Below are 19,415 nucleotides of genomic sequence, written 5' to 3' on the forward strand. Positions count from 1 at the left end.
CGAAAGACGGTGCGGCACCGATGAATCGGCGCCGCACCGACCATCGGAGGTCAGGGTCTCGGCAACTGGATGACCTGGATGGTGGAGATCGCCGTCGCCGTCAGCTTGCCGTTCCCGTTGTGGGCCTCCGCCGCGATGTAGATCGCCGTCTGCCCGGGCTTGCGGATGGTAGCGGTCAATGTCAGGTGTTCACCGACGAAGACCGGGCGCAGGAAATGCGTCGTCAGGTCCATGCTCGTGGTCGGGTTCTTCGCGGTCAGGTAGCTGAGCGGCGCCATGAGGTCGTCGAACATGGCGGCGAGAAAGCCGCCCTGGAGCATGCCCATGACATTGCCGTACTTCGCGGGAATCTCGACCGTCGCCGAGATCGATTGGCCTGGAACGAATTCCTCGTAGTTCAGCCCCAGGGTAGTGGTCGAGGGCGGCGGCAGCTTCAGCTCGATGCCGGGCGGGACCGGGAGCTGGTCGAAGGCCGCGATCGCGTATTTCACGATCTCCTCGTGCCCCTTGATGACGGTTTCATTGGCCATGGACGGCTCCTGTCTCGCCTCGAACGATGTGCAGATAGCGCTCTCGCGTGAGTTCGGTGTAGGCAGGCTCTGCGCCATCACGGATATAGATGGGTTCCCCCTTCCGTGGCGCGAACCCCTCGCGCTGGAGTGTCAGCTTGGAAAGCTTCAGTGTCGCTGTGGTTTCCAGTGTCGACCGTACCCGAATGAAGACCGGTTGTGCGTAGGTCGGCAAGGCCGCGTCGAGGTGCGCGGCCAGGGCCGCACCGTCGAATCGGGCACCCTCGCCGAGCACGATGGCCGCCATGCCGACCCGGCCCTCGCGACCGGGGACGGTGACGCCGTAGACACTGGCGGCGGCGATCCCGGGCCAGCGCGCGAGCTGTTCGGCCACCTCGGTGGTCGAGACGTTCTCGCCCTTGTTGCGGAAGGTGTCACCCAGTCGATCCACGAAGAACAGGTTCTTTCGCTCGTCCAGGCGGAACGCGTCGCCGGTGTTGAACAACGCGTCTCCGTCGCGGAAGGCATTCGTGAGCACTTTCGCGCGGGTGGCCTCGGTATCCCGATAGCCCGCGAACGGGGTGCGCGCGCGGATCGGGCCGAGCAGTACACCGACGTCCCCCGGCCCGCACAGCACCAGGCGTCCCTTGTCCCGCACGAAATCGTCCAGCTCGAAGTCCCATTTGGCGAGTTTGCCGCCGAGCCGCAACTTACCGACCGACCCGACCGTCCCCGACAGATTGAGCGTGGCGATATTTCCCTCGGTGGAGGCGTACATTTCGACTATCCGCGGTATCGCGAAACGGTCCTGGAGTCTCCCCCAGACGTCGGACTGCAGCCCTTGGCCGACGGCCACCCGCACCCGGTGCCGATGGTCATCCGCACCCGCCGGGGTATTGACAAGATACCGGCACATTTCACCGATGTAGTTGAAACCTGTTGCCTCGTAACGCCGAATGTCTCGCCAGAACCCGCCCGCGGAGAATCGACGGCCGAGCGCCAGGGTGGATCCGTGCGTGAGGACGCTGGCCAGCGAGATCACCAGGGCGTGGGTGTGGAACAGGGGAAGGCAGTTGTACACCACGTCCCCGGGTTCGAAACGCCATGCCAGAGCGCCGAGCACCCGGCCGACGGTGGTCAGCCGCTGGTAGCTCATGACGGCGGCTTTGGGGAGCCCGGACGTTCCGCTGGTGAAAACGTAGGCGCCCGTGTCCCCGAGCGCGCGCCGGGCGGTTTCGACCGGATCGGTGACCATCTCGCTCGGCATGAATTCTGCGAAGCCCGATGTGCCACTGTCTGTTACACCGGGCTCACAGTCGACCATGCACCGCTCGGCCAACTCGTGCGACAGCCGGTCCCCCATCGCCAGGAACGCGGGCAGGCATTCCGAACCGACGATCACCCGGCCGGCGCCGCACACCGCCAGCGCATGCGCGAGCCCGTCGCCTCTGGCCTGCGTATTGACAAGCGCCACAACGATTCCGAGCTTGCCGGCCGCCAGGTAATGCCAGAGGAATTCCGGCCGGTTCTCCATGACCAGGGCGAGGACATCGCCCTGCGCCAGGCCGCTGGCCCGATACGCGTGCGCAATGCTGTTGACGATGCGATTGGCCCGCGCATAGTCGAAGCGCTGATCCTCGTACAGCAGGAAGGTCCGCGTCGGCTGCGTGCGGGCGCGCCGCTCGAGCTCGAGCGCCAGGGTCCGGTGGGACCCGGCGCCCTCGAGCAGACCCCGGGCGAGAATCGCGTACGACCCGAGTCGGTGGGACGGCACGCTAGACGCCCTCGGGCTGCGGCACTGCCTTCGCCCGGTCGGCCGAAGCCATGGCGGCGAAGTACATCTGCTGGGCCACCTCGGCGACGAGATCCCAGCGCTCCCAGGTCATCGGCGTCGGCTCGGTACCGGGCACGAACTGGTAGCGCGACAGATCCTCGATGCCCTTGAACCGGGCCAGGATCTCGTCGTCGATCAGCGCATTGCCGGTGAATTTCGCCGGATCCTGTTCCAACACAGCCATAATGGCGTCGACGACGATGTCCTCGGTACGCCAGTCCGCCGGGCTGCCGATGCCGAGATTCTGAGTCGCCAGCGTCCCGATCAGCGTGCGCGTCCAAATCGTGTTGCAGGCGATCCCCTCCGCCGCAACCTCTTTCCCCAGACCCAGGGTCAGCAGGGTGGCATTGAGTTTCGACGACATGTACGCCACCTTGCCGCCCATGTGCTGTATCCCTTCGGGATCCAGCGGCGGGCTCAGGTTGACGATGTGACCCCAACCGCCCTGCCGCATGTGCGGAAGGCAGTGGTGCGCAAGGAGAAACGGCGCCCGGGCATTGATGGCCATCACCAGGTCGTATCGCTTGTGCGGGGTGCCCTCGACCGATTGCAGCCACATCGCACCGGCATTGTTGACCAGGATGTCCACCCGGCCGAAACGCTCCACCGTCCGATCGACCAGATTCTTCAGATCCGCCTCGTTGCGCACATCGCACCGCAGTCCCAGGGCCTGCGCGCCGCGCGCTTCGACCTCCCGGACCGTGTCCGGCACACTGCCCGCCAACCGCCCGCCGGCCTCCATCGTCTTCGCGCCGATGACAATCGACGCGCCCTGCTCGGCCAGGGCCAGGGCCAGGGCCTTTCCGATACCGCGACTGCCACCGGTGATGATCGCCACCCGGTCCTCGAACTGCTTCACCTTCGGCTCCTTTCCTTCATTTCGACCGTGTTCGTTCCGACCGCGGTCACTCGGCGACGGCCGCGACGGGCTCGCGCTCGGGCAGGTCGAACCGCTTGGCGACCTCCTGCTCGAACGACTCCGCCCACGCCTCCAGCCGGTCGACATTGCGCCGCATATCCCGGAACGTCTGGTCGGCGGTCTTCTCGGTGAGCAGGTCCAGGTGCAATTGCGCGCAGATCGGCACCTTGCTGTATTCCACGAACAGGTACTTGTCCGGCTGCGCGGCCTGCGCCCCGAAGGCGCGCAGATTCGCCTGCATGCGGGCCTGGATGCCCTTGAATCGGGTTGCTATGGGATGGAATTCGGCCGCCGCCTCCTCGTTGCCGAGCAATTCCCGGAACAGCAACTGCGAGGGCAGCGCCCAGTAGAACGAGGTATCCCACATCACCTTGGTGAACATGGCGGGCGCACTGCCGAAGATGGAGTAGTTCTGGTGGTACATCCCGAGGTAGTTCGGCCACATGTCGTCGAGCATCAGCCGGTTGAAGGTCTGGGCGACCTCGGGGGTCAACCGGCCCTTGCGATCGAGTTCGATCAGGCGCGTGGTGATGGTGTTGGTGTAGGCGATGTAGTCCGAGCCCGGGCTGTAGAAGGCGTCCAGGAAGACGCCCGCCTCACCGACGCAGGCCCACCGATGGTGCGAGAAGATCTGCTCGGAGGCATAGCTCGCATTGCGCACCTGCAGGAAGTCGATCGGCTCGGCCCCTTCGATGAACGATGCCAGTGTCGGCTCGTGCTCGGAAATCCATTGCCGCGCCTTCTTTTCCGTCCCGTAGCCGCGGAAGGGATGGATGTTCTCGTCGGTGACGATCCCGATGCTGGTGTTCCCCGAGGACAGCGGGATCATCCAAACCCAATACCCGGTGCCCATCAGGTGATTGGTCGAGAACCACCGGCGCTCTTGGGTGGGCGGTCGCCACGTCGGGTCCGTGGTGCCGGTCATCCGTTCGACATCGTATTCGCCCCGGAAGCGCCACCAGGCCGCACTGATCTTGTGCGGGCTCGGGGCGCTCAGGCCGAGCTTGCGCTGCAGCAGTCGCTGGCGACCGGACGCGTCGACGACGAACCGCGCCCGCACGGTCTGCTCGCTCCCGTCGGCCACCGCGAACTGCACGAGATGGTCGTCGTCGGCGGTCGACACGTCGATGTCGAGAACCTTCGCCTGCTCGACCAGATCGATCCCGAGTCCGCCCGCGCCCTCGCGCAGATCGCGTTCGAATCGGCCGCGGTCGATCTGATACGACGTCACGCGCGGGAACCGCCGCGCCCCCAGTTCGGGTCGCGCTTCGAGCGGCCCGAAGGCATCGCCGAAGAACATCCGCAGTCCGAGCTTGTGCAGATGCCGCCGGTTGAGATACCCGGTCAGGCCGAGCTGTTCGCTGAAGTAGTGCGCACCTCCCTCGACAGTCGCCTCACCCACCTTGTAGGCCCCGTCGGGGATTTCGCCGCCGCTGCGTTCCAGCACCAGCACGCTGAGATCGGGCATGGCGCGCAGCAGCTGTCTGGACAGCGTCAGCCCTGCCAGGCCGCCACCGCAGATCACGACGTCGTAGCGTTTCGCCGGATTCATGATTTCCTCTCCGTTCAAAGCTGTTGGGCCGCGGACCGGCTCAGTGCCCGTCGACCAGACTCGTGAAACTCGGGAAGGCGTCCTCGGCCGACAGCTCCTGCGCGATGGTGCGCATGACCTCCGGGTCCGGGTTCTGGATGAACAGGTGGCCGCCGGGGACGGTGGTGAGGGAGAACCCGCCGCTCGTCAACTTGCCCCAGCCCTGTAGCTGGTCCAGTTCGAAGACCGGATCATCGGCGCCGCGCAGCACCGAGATCGGGGCGCGCAGTGTGTAACCGTTGCTGAAGCGGTAGTCGCCCAGCATCTTCAAGTCCGCCCGGATCGACGGCATCCAGTGCAGGATCGCGGCTTCGTCCTCGACGGGGATGTCCAGCAACTGGTTGTCCCGCAGCACCGCGAGCACGCGGCTGTCGGATTCGGCTTCCAACTCGAAGCCGTCGCGAATGTGATTCAGGTTGCGCACATAGTTCTCGACCAGTGCCGGGGCCGGCCAGCCACCGATGATCAGCTTCATCGGCACCTCGTTGTAGTGCTGTTCGAGGTATCGGGTGAGCTCGTAGGCGAGCAGCCCGCCCATGCTGTGCCCGTAGACCACGAAGGTGCGGTCCAGGTGCGGCAGCATGGCCTCGGCCAGCTCCGCGACGAACTCCGGCATCGAATCGATCGGCACATCGTCGAGTCGGTCCTCGCGGCCCGGGAACTGAATTCCCACCACCTCGACCGAGTCCGGCAGGTTACCGGGCCACGGGGTGAAGACCGAGGCGCCACCACCGACGAACGGCAGCGCGAACAATCGCGTCGAGGCGGTGTTGGAGCGGCCGATGACGGTGCGGATCCACCGTTCCGGACCGGCGGCCTGCGCCGCCGATGCCGGTGCGACACCGGTGGTTTCGCCGGAGACCAGCGCGAGCACCTCGCCGGAGAGTTCGGTGATCGTCGGGCCGCGCATCAGGCCCATGGTCGGGAAGTCGATCTCCAGGTGCTTGGCCAGCATATTGCGGATCTGGCCCGCCATCAGCGAATCCATGCCCAGATCGGTCAGGCCGACGTCCTGGGCGAGGCGATCGACCGGCATGTCGAAGATCCGCGAAATCTGTTGCGAGAGTGCGGTTACCAGCCGCGGCAGCCGCTCGTCTTCGGGGAGTTCGAACAGTTCGGCACGCAGACCCTCGGTGCCGAACCCGGCCGTGACGCCGGCCGTTTCCTGCGTCGCGAGGTGGGCGAGCCGCGGCGAGCTCCGCACGATCGGCATGACCTGATTCATCTTCGCCCAGTTCACGCCGAACACGCTGGCGCGGCCGACGCCCTGCACCAGGCAGCGGCCGATGAAATCGAGAGCCAGGTCGGGTGAGATCGGCGTCCACCCCAACCAGGACAGCGTGTCGAGCTTGGTGCGCGCGACGAACCCGACCTCGCCGATGGCGCCCCAGTTGACCGTCAGAGCGGGCAGGCCGAGCTGGCGGCGATGCACGGCCAGCGCGTCCAGGAACCCGTTCGCCGCAGCGTAATTGGACTGTCCGGGCGTGCCGACGTTCCAGCTCATCGAGGAGAACATCACGAACGCGTCCAGGGCCAGGTCGCGGGTGAGGTTGTGCAGATGCCAGGCGCCGTCGACCTTCGGCCGCACCGCCCGCAGAAACTGTTCCTCGGACATGGTGGCCAGCGGGCCGTCCGCGATGACCATGGCGGCGTGGTAGATCCCGCGCAGCGGCGGCAGCGACGAGATCCGCTCGAGCAGATCTTTGACCTCGGCCTCGACCGAGACGTCGGCGCGTTCGAGTACCACCTCGACGCCCGCTTCGCGCAGCGCCGCGATCGGCTGCTCGTTCTCGTCGTCGATCTGCGCCCGGCGTCCGACGAGCACGATGGTGCGAGCGCCCTTGTCCGCCAGCCATTGCGCGGTGCGCAGGCCGAAACCGGTGTAGCCGCCGGTGATCAGGTAGGCGCCCCGGGGATCGACGCCTTCGTCACCGGTCGCGGTCGGATAGACCAGAACCTCTGCGTCGGAATCGAATTCGACGACCACCTTGCCGATCTGCTTGGCGCCCGCCATGAACCGGAACGCCGAATCCACCTCCGCGGCCCCGAAATCGGTGTGCGGCAGCGGGGGCAGTGTGCCCGCGGTGACGTGCTCGAGGACCTCGGTCATGGCCTCGCGGCACCGGGCCGGGACCTCCAGCAGCATGCGGTCGATATCGACGGCCGAGTAGCTCAGGTTGTTGCCGAACGGCTTCAGACCGAGCTTGTAGTTGTCGTAGATGTCCTTCTTACCGATCTCGACGAACCGGCCGTGCGGGCGCAGCAGCTCGAGACTCTTCGGAATCGTTTCGCCCTGCAGGGAATTCAGCACGATATCGACCCCGTCGTAGCGCGCCCGGATCTCGTCCGCGAAGGCCAGCGAACGGGAGTCGAAGACCTCCTCCACGCCCAGGGAGCTCAGGTAGGTCCGCTTCTCCGGGCTGCCCGCGGTGGCGAGAACCGTTGCGCCGAGCCGTTGCGCGATGTGGACGGCGGCCAGACCGACGCCACCGGCGGCCGCGTGCACCAGCACCCGCTCGCCCCGCCGCAACCGGCCCACGTCCACCAGCGCGTACCACGCGGTCAGGTAGGCCATCGGCAGCGTCGCGGCGTCGGTGTCCGACAGATTGCCCGGCGCCGGGTAGACCTGTTGTGCGTCGGTGACGACCCGGGAGCCGAAACAGCCACGGGCGAAGGCGATCACGCGGTCGCCGACGGCGAGCCCGGTCACCTCGGACCCGACGTCGGTGATGACACCGGCGCATTCCACACCGAGGTTCTTCTCGTAGAACCCGCCGGACGTCGCGCCCTCCGAGAGCACCCCGAGGGTCAACATGATGTCGCGGAAGTTCAGACCGGTAGCGGTGGGCCGGATGGCGACATCGTTCGGTCCCAGGGCCGGCAGGGTCAGTCGCTCGTAGCGCAGTTCATCGATTCCGGGCTCGAGGGGAACGGTCAGCGCGAACGGGGTTTCGTCCGACCCCCGCACCGGGGTCGCGACCGAGGCCTCGAACTCGGCGAGCGAGAGGTGCTCGAAGCGGTCGGCGAAGCGGACGCCGCCGCGATAGGCGATCTCTTCCTCCGCCGTGCGCACGTGCAGCAGCTCGTCGAACAGCTCGGCCGCGCGGGTGCGGGCCGGGGCGGCCGGATCGAAGTCGATGATCTTGGCCCGCAGGCTGCTGTGCTCGCTGAGCAGCACCCGCAGAATGCCCCAGCTGGGCAGCTGCGACGGCGCGGTGCGATCGGCCGGATCGACGACCGGGCCGCTGGCCGTCGCCACCCAGAACCGCGGCGGCACAGCCCAATCCAGCTGTTCGACCGCTTGCGCCAGGGCGATCACACTGTAGGCGCCCTCGGACTCCACCCGCGGCAGCAGCTCGGTCGTGAGCTCGGTCCCCGCGAAGTCCAGATTCCACAGGTGCAGTACACCGGCCACGGTGCCGTGGTCCGCGCGGACCCGCTCGAGCACCCGCCGCAGATCGGCGTTGCTGGTCGGGTCCACCCCGTAGGCATGGTCGCCGATCCTTTCGAAAGCCGCTGCGCGAGTGACGATCACGCTGCCTTCGGCGGCTTCACCGAGCACCGCGAGATACTCTTCGCCGACGCCGTCGGCATCGGCGAGCACGACCCAGGGGCCGGGTTCGATGCGCGGCTGATGGGGTTCGAGATCGACTCGCGGCGCCCGCGCGGCGATCACCGAACAGCCGGTCTGCTCCGGGCTCGTCATATCGGAGAAGATCTGGACGCACTCGAAGCCCGCGGTGGGCAGGAACTCCCGCCAGTTCGCCTCGGAGAGCAGCGGATAGCTCGGCCGCAGGTCGCGGTCGGCGAAACGCCACCAGCCGTCGGTCATACCGAAGGTGAGATCGACCCAGTGCGGCGGATTGGTCTCCTCGACGACCAGCATGAGCCCGCCCGAGGTGAGCAGCTGCTCGACATTGCCGAGGGTGGCGCGCAGATTCTCGGTGGCGTGCAGGACATTCGCCGCCACGACGATGTCGTAGTAGTGCGAGTCGAAACCCTGCTCCGCGACGTCGTGTTCGATATCGAGGATGCGATAGTCGACGAAGTCGAACTCGGTGAACCGCTGTCGCGCCTTGTTCAGGAACAGCTGTCCGATATCGGTGAACACGTACTCCGCGCGGTCGGCCGGAAGCTCCTTCAGGATCCAGCCGGTGGTACCGGCCGTGCCCGCACCGATCTCCAGCACCCGGATGGGCCGATCGCCCGGCAGCGCCCGCACCGCCTGCGCGACCACCTCGGCGACCGTGCGATTGCAGCGCTCGAACGAGAACGAGGTCTCGTACAGATCGACGACCGATTGGTACTCGCTCTCGGGGAAGATGAGTTCGATCGGATTGATCTCGTCGCGCAGGACGGCGGCCACTTCGCTACCGCAGCGTTCCAGTACCGCGTACTCGGACTCGCATTCGGGATGCCGCTCACGCAGCAGGGCCAGCGCCGCTACGGTGTCGACCCGGTCGGGGACGATCTCCGGTCGCCAGTCGTCGCCGTCCCGGCTCGTAATCCCGTGCCGGGTCAGCAGTTCCAGCAGTCGGGCGAGGTAGTTCCGGTGCTTCTCGTGCACTCCCAGCTCACCGGCGATCGCGTCGAGGGTGACGGCCCGCCCCGGAGTGAAGTCGAAGCCCAGCCGATGGAAGGCCTCGGTCACGTACGCGATGCAGAGCCGGTCCATCTCCGCTTCGGTCGTGGCGTAGTACTCGCGGTTGAGCGACCAGTCGCGCACCTCGTCGAGGATCGGGTCGACGGCCGCCGCCAGTTCGGCTTCCCCGGGCACGAAATCGGCCGGCAGCAGCGTCTTCACGCGCACCGGGGCCGGGCGCCACCGATACTCGTAGAGCCATTGCAGCAGGGACTCGCGCTCCCCGGCGGGCTGGGTGATGGATTTGCCCTTGAACCCCTCGAAGTGGGCCACCAGCGAGCCGTCCTCGTTGAGCAGCCACAGATTGCCCTCGCAGTAGAGGGGGTCGTCGAGGATATTGGCCTGCCCGTAGCAGTACACGCGCTTCCCGGCCTTGGCGTGGAAGCTGAATCGCTTGACGTCGAATGGAATATAGAGCGTCTTGTCGTCGGTGTTGGGATCGTTGCCCATCGCGATGGACAGCGATTGGAAGCAGGCATCGAGCAACGCCGGATGAATCATGTGCCGCGACGCCTCATCGGCGATGGCTTCCGGAGTGTCTATCCGCCCGAGCGAGCGGAGCTCGCCGTATTTCAGCTCGGTGATCGCACGGAAGGTCGGGCCCAGCATCAGGCCGTTGTTGCGGAACTTCGCGAAGACCTTCGCGGGATCGAACTCGAGCGGGCAGTGCGCGTCGAGTTCGGCGAAGGGCACCGGCAATTCGGTGTCGGGGGCGCCGCGGCGCACCGTGCCCGACGAGTGCAGCACCCAGTCCTTGTCGCCGTCCTGCAGGCTGTACACCCCGAAGTGCAGCGACGGGGTCAGCACCACCTGGACCAGCGGGGCCGGGCGATCGTCGAAAATGAAGAGCGGGCGGCGGAATTCGACATTCTCGATCGAATAGCGGTCCGGACCGAACACATCGGTCAGGCAGCCGACGATGAGATCGAGGTGGCCCGCGCCGGGGAACACGATGGGCCCCTGGACGCGATGGTCATCGAGCCACGGAAACACCGCCGTGTCCATGACCAGTTCCCAGACATGCTTGTCCGGCTCGTCCGCGGCGGGAGTGCGGGTCCCGACGAGCGGATGCCCCACCGACGGGAAGCGCTTGCCGCGCGACAACGGCGTTTCCAGCCAATAGGTTTCGCGCTGCCAGGGGTAGAACGGCACCGGCACGCGCTCGCCGCCGGCCTCGAAGACCGTCTCCCACGCCGGGTCGAAACCGGCGACATACAGGGCGGCCAGCGAGCCCAGCAGGGTCGCGCGGTCGCTCTGCTTGCGATGCAGCGACGGCACCGCGACACCCCGCACCTGCCGCTTGGCCAGCAGCTCGCCGATGGCGGTCGAGTGGATGGGGTGCGGGCCGAGCTCGACGAAGGTCAGGTGCTGATCCTCGATGAGGCGATCGACGGTGGGCGCGAACCGGACGGGTTCGCGGATATTGCGCCACCAGTACTGGGCATCGAGTCCACCGGTCGGCACGATGTCGCCGGTGACCGTCGAATACATCGGAACCGTCGCCGCACCCGAGGTGATGCCGGACAGGGAGGCCAGCAGCTCGTCGTGCAGCGGATCCATGTGGTGGCTGTGGAACGCCACCGCCACCTGGAGCATGCGGCAGAAGATTCGGTCCTGCTCCAGCTCGCGCTGAATCTCTTCGAGCGCGTCGGGATCGCCTGCCAGCGCGGTCGATTCGGGGCCGTTGAGCGCCGCGACCTCGACCCGACCGCGATAGGCGGTGATGCGCTGCTCCGCGGCGTGATACGGCAGGCCGACCGCCAGCATCTTGCCCTTGCCCGACGCCCGCTGCTGAACCCGGCTGCGGTGGAAGATGACTCGGACCGCGTCCTCGAACGAGAGTGCGCCCGAGACGCACGCGGCGGCGACCTCGCCGATGCTGTGACCGACCACGGCCGCGGGGGTGATGCCCCAGCTCTGCCAGAGCGTGGCGAGGCCGAGCTGTACCGCGAACACCGCCGGCTGTGCGATGAAGGTCTCCCCTATCCGGCTGTCGGCTTCGTCCCGGCCGAGTTCCTCGAGCACGCTCCAGTCGGCATGCTTGCGCAGTTCGGCGTCGACGCGCTCGATCACCTCGCGGAAGACCGGGCTCTGGGCCAGCAGTTCGCGCGCCATGCCCCACCACTGCGGACCCTGGCCGGAGAACACGAAGGCCACATTCGCCGTGCCGGAGGTCCGCACACCGGTATGCAACTCGTCGGGCTCCGACCCTCTGGCCAAGGCGCGCAGGGCATCTCGCAGTTCATTCGCGGACGAGCACACCATGGCCAGCCGCTGGTCGTAGTGTGAACGGGTGCGGGCCTGCGCGGCGGCGACCGCCGGGAGCGCGGCCGCGGTCTCGGGATCGGCCAGGAAATCGGCGTAGGTATCGGCGTAGGCGTGCAACGCGTCCTTGGTTTTGGCGCTGAGGGTGAACAGCACTGGCTCATCGACCGCGCTCTCGACCGAATTACTCTGCGGTGCAACTGAATCCGTATTCGATGCGACAACCGGCGGGCCCTCCAGGACCACGTGTGCGTTGGATCCGCCGAAGCCGAACGAATTCACACCCGCGAAGCGCGGCCCGGCCGTCGGCCACGACTCTCGGGTCTGGGCGAGCCGCAGCCCCAGCTCGTCGAACGGGATCTTCGGATTCGGCTCCGCCGCATACAGATTCGCGGGGATCTCACCATTCTTGACGACCAGGCAGGCCTTGACGATACCGACCATGCCGGCGGCCGACTCGAGGTGGCCGACATTCGACTTCACCGCGCCGACAATGCAGGGCCCCTGCCCGTTGCGGCCCGCGCCCAGCACCTTGCCCAACGCGCGCGCCTCGATCGGATCGCCGACGGCGGTTCCCGTCCCGTGTGCTTCGATATATCCGATGTCGGTCGGTGCGACGCCCGCGTCGCGGCAGGCGTCCATGATCATTTGCGCCTGCGCGTCCTCGCTCGGCACCGAGATGCCATTGGTGCGGCCGTCCTGATTGGTCGCGCTGCCGCGCAGCACCGCGTAGATGCGGTCGCCGTCGGCGACGGCCGCCGACAGCGGCTTGAGCACGATCGTGCCCGAGCCCTCACTGCGGATGTAGCCGTCACCGGTACGGCTGAACGACTGGCAGCGCCCCTCGGGCGACAGGAATGTCCCCTGGCTGAATCCGATGGTGGCCTCGGGCAGCAGCAGGGTGCTGACGCCGCCGACGATCGCCATCGTTGCCTCGCCCGATCGGATGCTGCGGATCGCCAGGTGAATCGCGACCAGCGAGGACGAGCACGCGGTGTCCACCGTCATACTCGGACCGCGCAGATCCAGCAGGTACGAAACACGGTTGGCCACAATGCAGTTCGTCACGCCGGTCATGGTGTGACCGCCGATCTGATACCGGTTCTCGGGATTGAGCTGGATGATGCCGTAGTCGTGACCGGAGACGCCGGCGTACACCGCCACCTTCTCGCCTGCGATGGCCTCGGGGACTATGCCCGCGTCCTGCAGGGCCTCCCAGGTGGTCTCCAGGAACAGTCGCTGCTGCGGATCGATCCGCGCGGCCTCGGTCGGTGTGATGCCGAAGAACTGCGCGTCGAACGACGACACATCGTCGAGATACCCGCCCGTGTGCGTGCGCATATGTCCGGGCCGCCCGGCATCGTGGTCGTAGAAGGCGGTGGCGTTCCAACGATCCGCCGGGACCTCGCGCACCGCGTCCCGTTCCTCGACCAGCAGTCGCCAGAAGTCATCCACATTGCGAACCTGCCCCGGGAATCGGCATCCGATCCCCACGACCGCTATGCCTTCGTGCCCGGCCGGCTTGCCTTCTGACCCGGTCGGCTTGCCTTCTAGCCCGGTCGGCACGGAATCAATCGGGGAGCTGTGGACAGCATTCATCACATAACCTCGTTTATAACAAGAAATCGATCGACTGCACGCACAACATTGTTCATTGCACTCGTCATCGACGACGATTCGTCTCCCAGAACGCGCGCCCAGGGAGATGATTCCCATAGAGCAGCTTTCCGCCCCACAAGTCGTTCGAATTCACGACTCGCTTCCATGGAAATCATATGTGGATAATTTCGGCGATACATCCCCCCGATCGGGTGGGAACATTTTTCACCGAAAATAATTAACTACAATTTAATGGCGGGAAGTGGCATGCACCGCGGGTCCGAGCCGGACCGGCACCTGCGCGTAGCCACGGAACGTCAACTGCTGCCGGAGCCGGGGTGGGCCGGCCGGCCGCATATCGGGGAACCGCTCGAACATCGCACGCAGCGCGTAACCGGCCTCCATCCGGGCCAGGTTGGCGCCGAAGCAGGCGTGCACGCCACTGCTGAACGCCAAGTGCTCGTTGGCGTTCGGACGCGTGACATCGAATCGGTGCGGATCGTCGAATACCGCCGGATCACGGTTGGCGCCCGCCAGCGACAGCATGATCATGGCGCCCTGCGGCAGCTGCACTCCCTCCAATTCGAGCTCGGTCAGCGCGGACCGGGCCGTGATGAACACCGGCGGCTCATAACGCAGCACCTCTTCGACGGCATTGGGCCACAACTCCGGTTCCGCGCGCAGCCGGTCCAGCTGCTCGGGATGATTCAGCAACAGGGTGATGGCGTGACCGATCAAATTGGCGGTGGTCTCGAAACCGGCGCCGATGATGATGCTGGTATTCGCCTTGAGCGCATAGTGGTCCAGTTGGCTGCCCGTGATCATATTGCTCAGCACGTCCTCGCCCGGTTCACAGCGCAATCGCTCGATGTGCCGGTCCAGGTAGTCGTTCAGCTGCTGAGCCGATCGCATGGCACGGTGGTATTTGCTCCAGGAGATGCCGACGTCGAGCATCGGTGTCATCTCTTCGCCCCAGAAAAGGAACTGCTCCATATCCGCCCGCGGCAGCCCGAGCATTTCGAAGATGATCGCGATCGGTACCCGCGAGGCGAACGCCTCGACCATATCGACCGAGCCGTCCGAGGGCATGGCGTCGAGCAACTCCTCGGTGACGGTCTCGACCCGCTCGCGCAGCTTCTCGACCGCACGCGGAGTGAACGCCGAGACGACCGGCTTGCGCATCGTGGTGTGTTCGGGTGGATTCATCCGCAGCATCGCGGGCGGATCGGCCGGATTGGCGGGCGGCGGCATGCGATTGGCGAACTTCGCCAGCACCTTGGGGATCTCGATCCTGGCAGAGCTGCGCACACCGAATCGGTTATCCCGCAGGATTGTTCGAACCAGCGCGTGGTCGCAGGTCGCCCAGGGTAGCGGCGTCTTCACCAACTTGCCTTGCGCGCGAATCTGTTCGATGTACGGGTGTGGATCCCTGATCCCCTCCGGGCCCATCATCCGGGCGAAGGTGTCACCGCGCCGGGACTGAACGCGCAACACCAGCCGTGGCACTCCTTGCAGCGACAACCAACGTAGCCAATATTGCAACGTCATCGTATCCACCTCATCCGCATGCACAACCGAACGAATTCTAAGAGGGTCGGATTCGGGTGGACATCCCCCCGATTGGGTGAAAGTTGGCTGGCCCCTAGCACTCTCGTCGATCGACCACTGGACCCGCGGACTGCCGGAGTTCCGCGCGCACGGCAGCGACCGCCGCCTCGATGCGGCTGGCCACCTCGAGCTTGGTGAGGATCCGGCTCACGTGTTCCTTCACCGTGTCCGGGCTGATGTACAGCCGCGCACCGACTTCGCGATTGGACAGTCCATCGATGATGAGCAGCAGGATGTCACGCTCTCGCTCGGTCAGACTCGACATCCGTTGTTGCGCTTCGGGATCGGCGAAGTAGGAGGCGAGCGGCCGGCGGGTCGACGGGGCCGCGGACACCATGACACCCGAGGCCACCAGTTGCAGCGCCCGGAGGACCGCGTGCACGCCGAAATCGGCCGCCAGCACGAGGTCGACGTGTTCCATCTCGGCGCGCGCGGCGCCGCTCTGCACCAGCAAGCCGGCCAGCGGCGGATGCGCCAGCGAGCGCAGGTGCCGCACGACGGTGGGCAGCCCGGGCAGCGGCGCCACCGACGCGTCCAGCAGGACGATGTCGGGGCGCCAGCGCAGCGCCTTCTTCACAATCTCGCGACACGATGACGTCCCCGCCAGCACCAGCCCCTGGATCGAGGCCATCGCTTGCTCGAAATCGTCATGGAGATACGGGGAATCGGAGGCGACCACCAGGGTGTGCCGGGTCGGTCGCGCCGGACACGGTATCTCGCTGATAGTTCGGTGGCGATTCAGCAGTTGGCGTTCCAGTCCGATTCCGCGTGAAATCTGCATGCCAGGCTCCCAGTTCGAAAATCGACCTCTGGTCCGCCAGCCGGAACCGATGTCCACACCATCGGGGAGAACCACGTCACCGTGCATCGAAGGTCACGACCCGCTCGAGAAAGAAATCCTAAACACACTGCGGGCGATCGACATCCCCCCGATCGGGTGGGCGCCGGCACCGGCTGCGAATTCGCGCCCGGCCGACGGAGTCAGCCCGCCTCCACCGGCTCACCGATGCGACACCGCTTGCCGTCCGCGGTCAGCCCCAGCATTTCGAGCAGTACCGCGGCGCACAGGTGCGCGGTGATATCGGCATGATCGTAGGGCGGTGACATCTCCACCAGCGACACCGTCTTCAGATTCGGTGGCCGCATCCTGCGCAGGGTGGCCAGGGCAAAGGCCGATGAGGGCCCACCCACCTCCGGCGCCGAGGTGCCCGGGGCGAAGGCGGGGTCTACGAAGTCGATTCCGAACGACAGCGCCGCCGGCCGGTCGCCGACCACGGAGGCGATCACGCGCGCCACCCCGGCCGGGCCGAGCGCCAGCGCCTCGTCCGTGGTGACGGTCCGCATCCCGAAGTCGCGCCCGCCCTCATCGTTCGCCGCGCCGGTGCCCCGGACGCCGATCTGCACACTGGTGCGCAGATCGATCAATCCCTCACCCAGCGCACGCACCGTGGCGGGCGACTCCGCGCGGCCGTGCGCGGCGAACTGGACCAGCGACATCGGGCCGTATTGCTTGACGGCGGAACGTAATTCGGCCACCGCGAGACTGTGGTCGCCACCGATGAGGACCGGCAGGATCCCGGCCCGATGCAGCTGATCGATATGCTTCTCGATGAGTTCCAGGGTCTGCGCGTGGTTTCCCGGGGTGATTTCGACATCGCCGCCGTCGACGACGGTGACGGTATCGCCCACCACCAGATTCCGCACCCGGCCTTCGTAATCGACATAGGCGCTGGCCGAACGCACCGCATCCGGTCCGAAACGGGCCCCGCCGCGATAGCCCGCCATCCCGTCGACCGGGACACCCAGGATCATCACATCGGCCCCGTCCCCGAATTCCACCTGCCGAATCTCCCTGTGCGGCAGCCGGAAAAAGGTTCTAGGCCCACAGCTGAGTCCAAAGTTCGCTTGCCCGAGCATTTCTGATACCCCCTTGAAGGCATAGGTATGTCGAACCGATCAGCATTCGAAGCCGCAGTGCCCCCACTATCTGGTCTCGAATCAAGACCAGATGGTAGCAGCTCTGATCTCAATTTGAAACCGATCGATCGATACGATGTCCCCCATGCGATACGAAGAGCTCGAGAATGTCCCCTGCTCCATCACCCGGCCGCTGGTGGTGCTCGGCGACCGCTGGACGCTGCTGATCCTCAAGGCCGCCCTCAATGGGGTCAGCCGCTTCAACGGCTTCCAGGCAGCGCTCGAAATCTCGCGCAGTCGCCTGCGGGATCGGCTCGACCGGCTCCTCGAGCACGGCATCCTCACCAAACAGAAGCAACCGAACAGCGCCTACGAGGAATACCGCCTGACCCAGAAGGGTCACGAAATCCTGCCGATACTCATGGCTTTCCGGGAATGGGGCGACCGCTACATGGCGCCGGACGGCCCTCCCATGTACTTCAACCATCGCCACTGCACCGGCCAGGCGCACATCACGCTGACCTGCGACGCCTGCGGCGCCCCGCTCACTACGCCGGACATCGTCCCCGTTCCCGGGCCGGGCCCGAGGTTCCATAAATTGTGATGGCGCAAAGGAGTTCACGACTGCTTCAACGGCATGCCCTCACGGAAGGCCGCATGGCCGGGCGGCGGGGTCGGGGCGTCGAACGGATTCAGCCACAGCCGCAACAGCTCCCGGGATATCTCGGCGGAATCGACGAATGCGTCGCGGGCATGGACGACGACATTGTTGTTGAGTAGTTGGATGTCGCCGGGGCGAATCTGCATGCTCAGCTTGAACTCGGGCCGATTCGCGATCGCCTCGAAGGTGTCCAGCGCCAGTCGTTCCACCGCTGACACCTCGATACCGTACCGCTGGTGCGCGGACTCGATGAACTGGCGCAGGTAGTACCGGCAGGTCAAAATCCCGTCGTGCCAGGCGTAGACCGAATTTCGGTAGTACGGCCGCTCACCGCTGGCCTGTTCGTCGCGCCGATCGTAGTAGAACCCGGCGTAGTAAAGGCCGAGCAGCTCACGATGATTGCGCACCAACTCGTTGTGGATCGTCATCGAACTCGTCAGGCTGCTGACGCCACCCTCGCCCGACGACGTCAGGCACAACAATCCGACAATATCGGGACTGTCGGTATGAAAGGGCAGCGGCTCGCTCGTCTGATAGCCGCGGGTGGCCGTGTTCGACAAGCCGCCATTGCGGTAATTCTTCACCGCGACGATGATCTCGCCCAACCCGTTCTGCGTCACCGCGATCCCCAGATGCGCACACAGACCCCAGTACATCAGCTCGACATCGGCGCGGGGGATGTCATCGCCGATCGGGAACCCGCTCAGCACAACGAATCCCCGGCCGAACACGAGTTCGCGGGACACGTCGGCGAGCTTGCGCGCCAGACCGTCGAGCGGGAAGTCCGACCGGGTGATAACCCGCATCTCCTTGCCGGTACTCCGGGCATGGCCGAGCGCGGCGAACAATTCCGCGGTGTCGTCGGCGGTGATCGAGACGGTCCACAGACTCGGGTCCGAGAAGTCACCGGGCACCCACGCCGCCGGTCCGGTAATGGTTTCTGTGCGAATGAAATCCGATACGGCAGTCATGTCGGATCGAGCCTCTCTTCCCGGTAGTGTGTCCTATCCGAACTCCGCGCGCACCGCGACCACCGCGGCTTCGAGTCGGCTCGCCACCTCCAGCTTTCCCAGAATCCGGCTCACGTGCTCCTTGACGGTGTCCGGGCTGATGCGCAATCGGGAGCTGACCGCTCGATTCGACAGACCATCGGTGATCAGCAGCAGGATCTCCCGCTCCCGGCTGGTCAAAGCCGAAACACGTTCTCGCGCATCATAATACGAAACAAGATCGTCGTCACGAGGAACCGCCGGGCGCGGGCCCACCGATACCACCGCACCCGAAACCAGCACCTGCAGCGCCTCGAGGATCGCGGTGATGCCGAACTCCGCCGAGAGCACCGCGTCCAGCTCCTCGACACTCACCTCACCCGCCGCACCGCCCAGCAGGAGAGCGATTTTCGAGTCCTGGTCCAGCTCGCGTAATCGGCGGACAATGTCCGTCCAGCCGATCGCCGGCTGCACGGACCCGTCCAACACGACCAGGTCCGGGCGCAGCCGCTCACAGCAGGGCAGCACCTCGCGCCAGGTACAGGTGCCCGCCAGCTCGAATTGCGCGCCCGTGGTGACGGTCTCCTCGAATTCCTCGCGCGCGTACGGGGAATCGGATGCCAACACCAGCCTGATGTGGCGTAATACACTGGGACGCTGCATGTTCGGAAACATGTCCGGCACCGATCCGGGCGACTCGATCGCGGTCGGTCCGACCGCTCCGTATAACTCCGACTCAGTGCCCATGGGTCAACTCCCAAAGTTAATCAGTCTCGTTCCAAGACCAAAACTACCAACGTTCGGTTTAACCGGACACCGCCCGAAAGTGACTTCGGTCACTCGCCCCAGGAGCCGCGCCTATCGGACTGTGTTCATCGAGA

General features: G+C 65.9%; 11 protein-coding genes. 1 reads left to right on the top strand and 10 read right to left on the bottom strand.

Annotated elements, in window-relative coordinates:
- Positions 1–50: 50 nt before the first annotated feature.
- From ABZ909_RS12360 to ABZ909_RS12395, 8 genes are all read right to left on the bottom strand, one after another.
- Positions 51–530 (bottom strand): PaaI family thioesterase, encoded by a 480-nt coding sequence (locus tag ABZ909_RS12360; protein ID WP_356998164.1) that lies wholly within the window; start codon positions 528–530, stop codon positions 51–53.
- Positions 520–2,283 carry a long-chain-acyl-CoA synthetase gene (locus tag ABZ909_RS12365; RefSeq protein ID WP_356998166.1) on the bottom strand — a complete coding sequence of 588 codons (1,764 nt, stop codon included), beginning with the start codon at positions 2,281–2,283 and terminating at the stop codon, positions 520–522. Before ABZ909_RS12365 ends, ABZ909_RS12360 begins: the two co-directional genes overlap by 11 nt.
- A 1-nt stretch (position 2,284) precedes the next feature.
- Positions 2,285–3,202, bottom strand: coding sequence for an SDR family oxidoreductase (locus ABZ909_RS12370; protein WP_356998167.1), 918 nt, complete (start codon positions 3,200–3,202; stop codon positions 2,285–2,287).
- A gap of 46 nt (positions 3,203–3,248) precedes the next feature.
- Positions 3,249–4,814 (bottom strand): NAD(P)/FAD-dependent oxidoreductase, encoded by a 1,566-nt coding sequence (locus tag ABZ909_RS12375; RefSeq protein WP_356998169.1) that lies wholly within the window; start codon positions 4,812–4,814, stop codon positions 3,249–3,251.
- A 40-nt stretch (positions 4,815–4,854) separates the two neighbouring features.
- Positions 4,855–13,476, bottom strand: coding sequence for an SDR family NAD(P)-dependent oxidoreductase (locus ABZ909_RS12380; protein ID WP_356998171.1), 8,622 nt, complete (start codon positions 13,474–13,476; stop codon positions 4,855–4,857).
- A gap of 132 nt (positions 13,477–13,608) precedes the next feature.
- Positions 13,609–14,907: a cytochrome P450 gene (locus tag ABZ909_RS12385; protein ID WP_356998173.1), complete on the bottom strand. Its 1,299-nt coding sequence runs from the start codon at positions 14,905–14,907 to the stop codon at positions 13,609–13,611.
- A gap of 94 nt (positions 14,908–15,001) precedes the next feature.
- Positions 15,002–15,748, bottom strand: coding sequence for a response regulator transcription factor (locus ABZ909_RS12390; protein ID WP_356998175.1), 747 nt, complete (start codon positions 15,746–15,748; stop codon positions 15,002–15,004).
- A 200-nt stretch (positions 15,749–15,948) separates the two neighbouring features.
- Positions 15,949–16,806, bottom strand: coding sequence for an arginase family protein (locus tag ABZ909_RS12395; protein ID WP_356998177.1), 858 nt, complete (start codon positions 16,804–16,806; stop codon positions 15,949–15,951).
- A 223-nt stretch (positions 16,807–17,029) separates the two neighbouring features.
- Here ABZ909_RS12395 and ABZ909_RS12400 point away from each other — a divergent pair, with 223 nt between their 5' ends.
- Positions 17,030–17,488, top strand: a complete 459-nt coding sequence (locus ABZ909_RS12400; RefSeq protein WP_356998179.1) for a helix-turn-helix domain-containing protein — start codon at positions 17,030–17,032, stop codon at positions 17,486–17,488.
- 14 nt (positions 17,489–17,502) lie between these two features.
- On the opposite strand, the gene ABZ909_RS12405 is transcribed toward ABZ909_RS12400, so the two are convergent.
- Entirely contained in the window at positions 17,503–18,516 is a 1,014-nt protein-coding gene (locus tag ABZ909_RS12405; RefSeq protein WP_356998181.1) for a TauD/TfdA family dioxygenase, read from the bottom strand.
- Between the two features lie 33 nt (positions 18,517–18,549).
- Positions 18,550–19,197, bottom strand: a complete 648-nt coding sequence (locus ABZ909_RS12410; protein ID WP_356998183.1) for a response regulator transcription factor — start codon at positions 19,195–19,197, stop codon at positions 18,550–18,552.
- Positions 19,198–19,415: the final 218 nt, after the last annotated feature.

The sequence above is a fragment of the Nocardia sp. NPDC046763 genome, assembly GCF_040645495.1.
In the GTDB taxonomy this organism is placed as follows: Bacteria; Actinomycetota; Actinomycetes; order Mycobacteriales; family Mycobacteriaceae; genus Nocardia.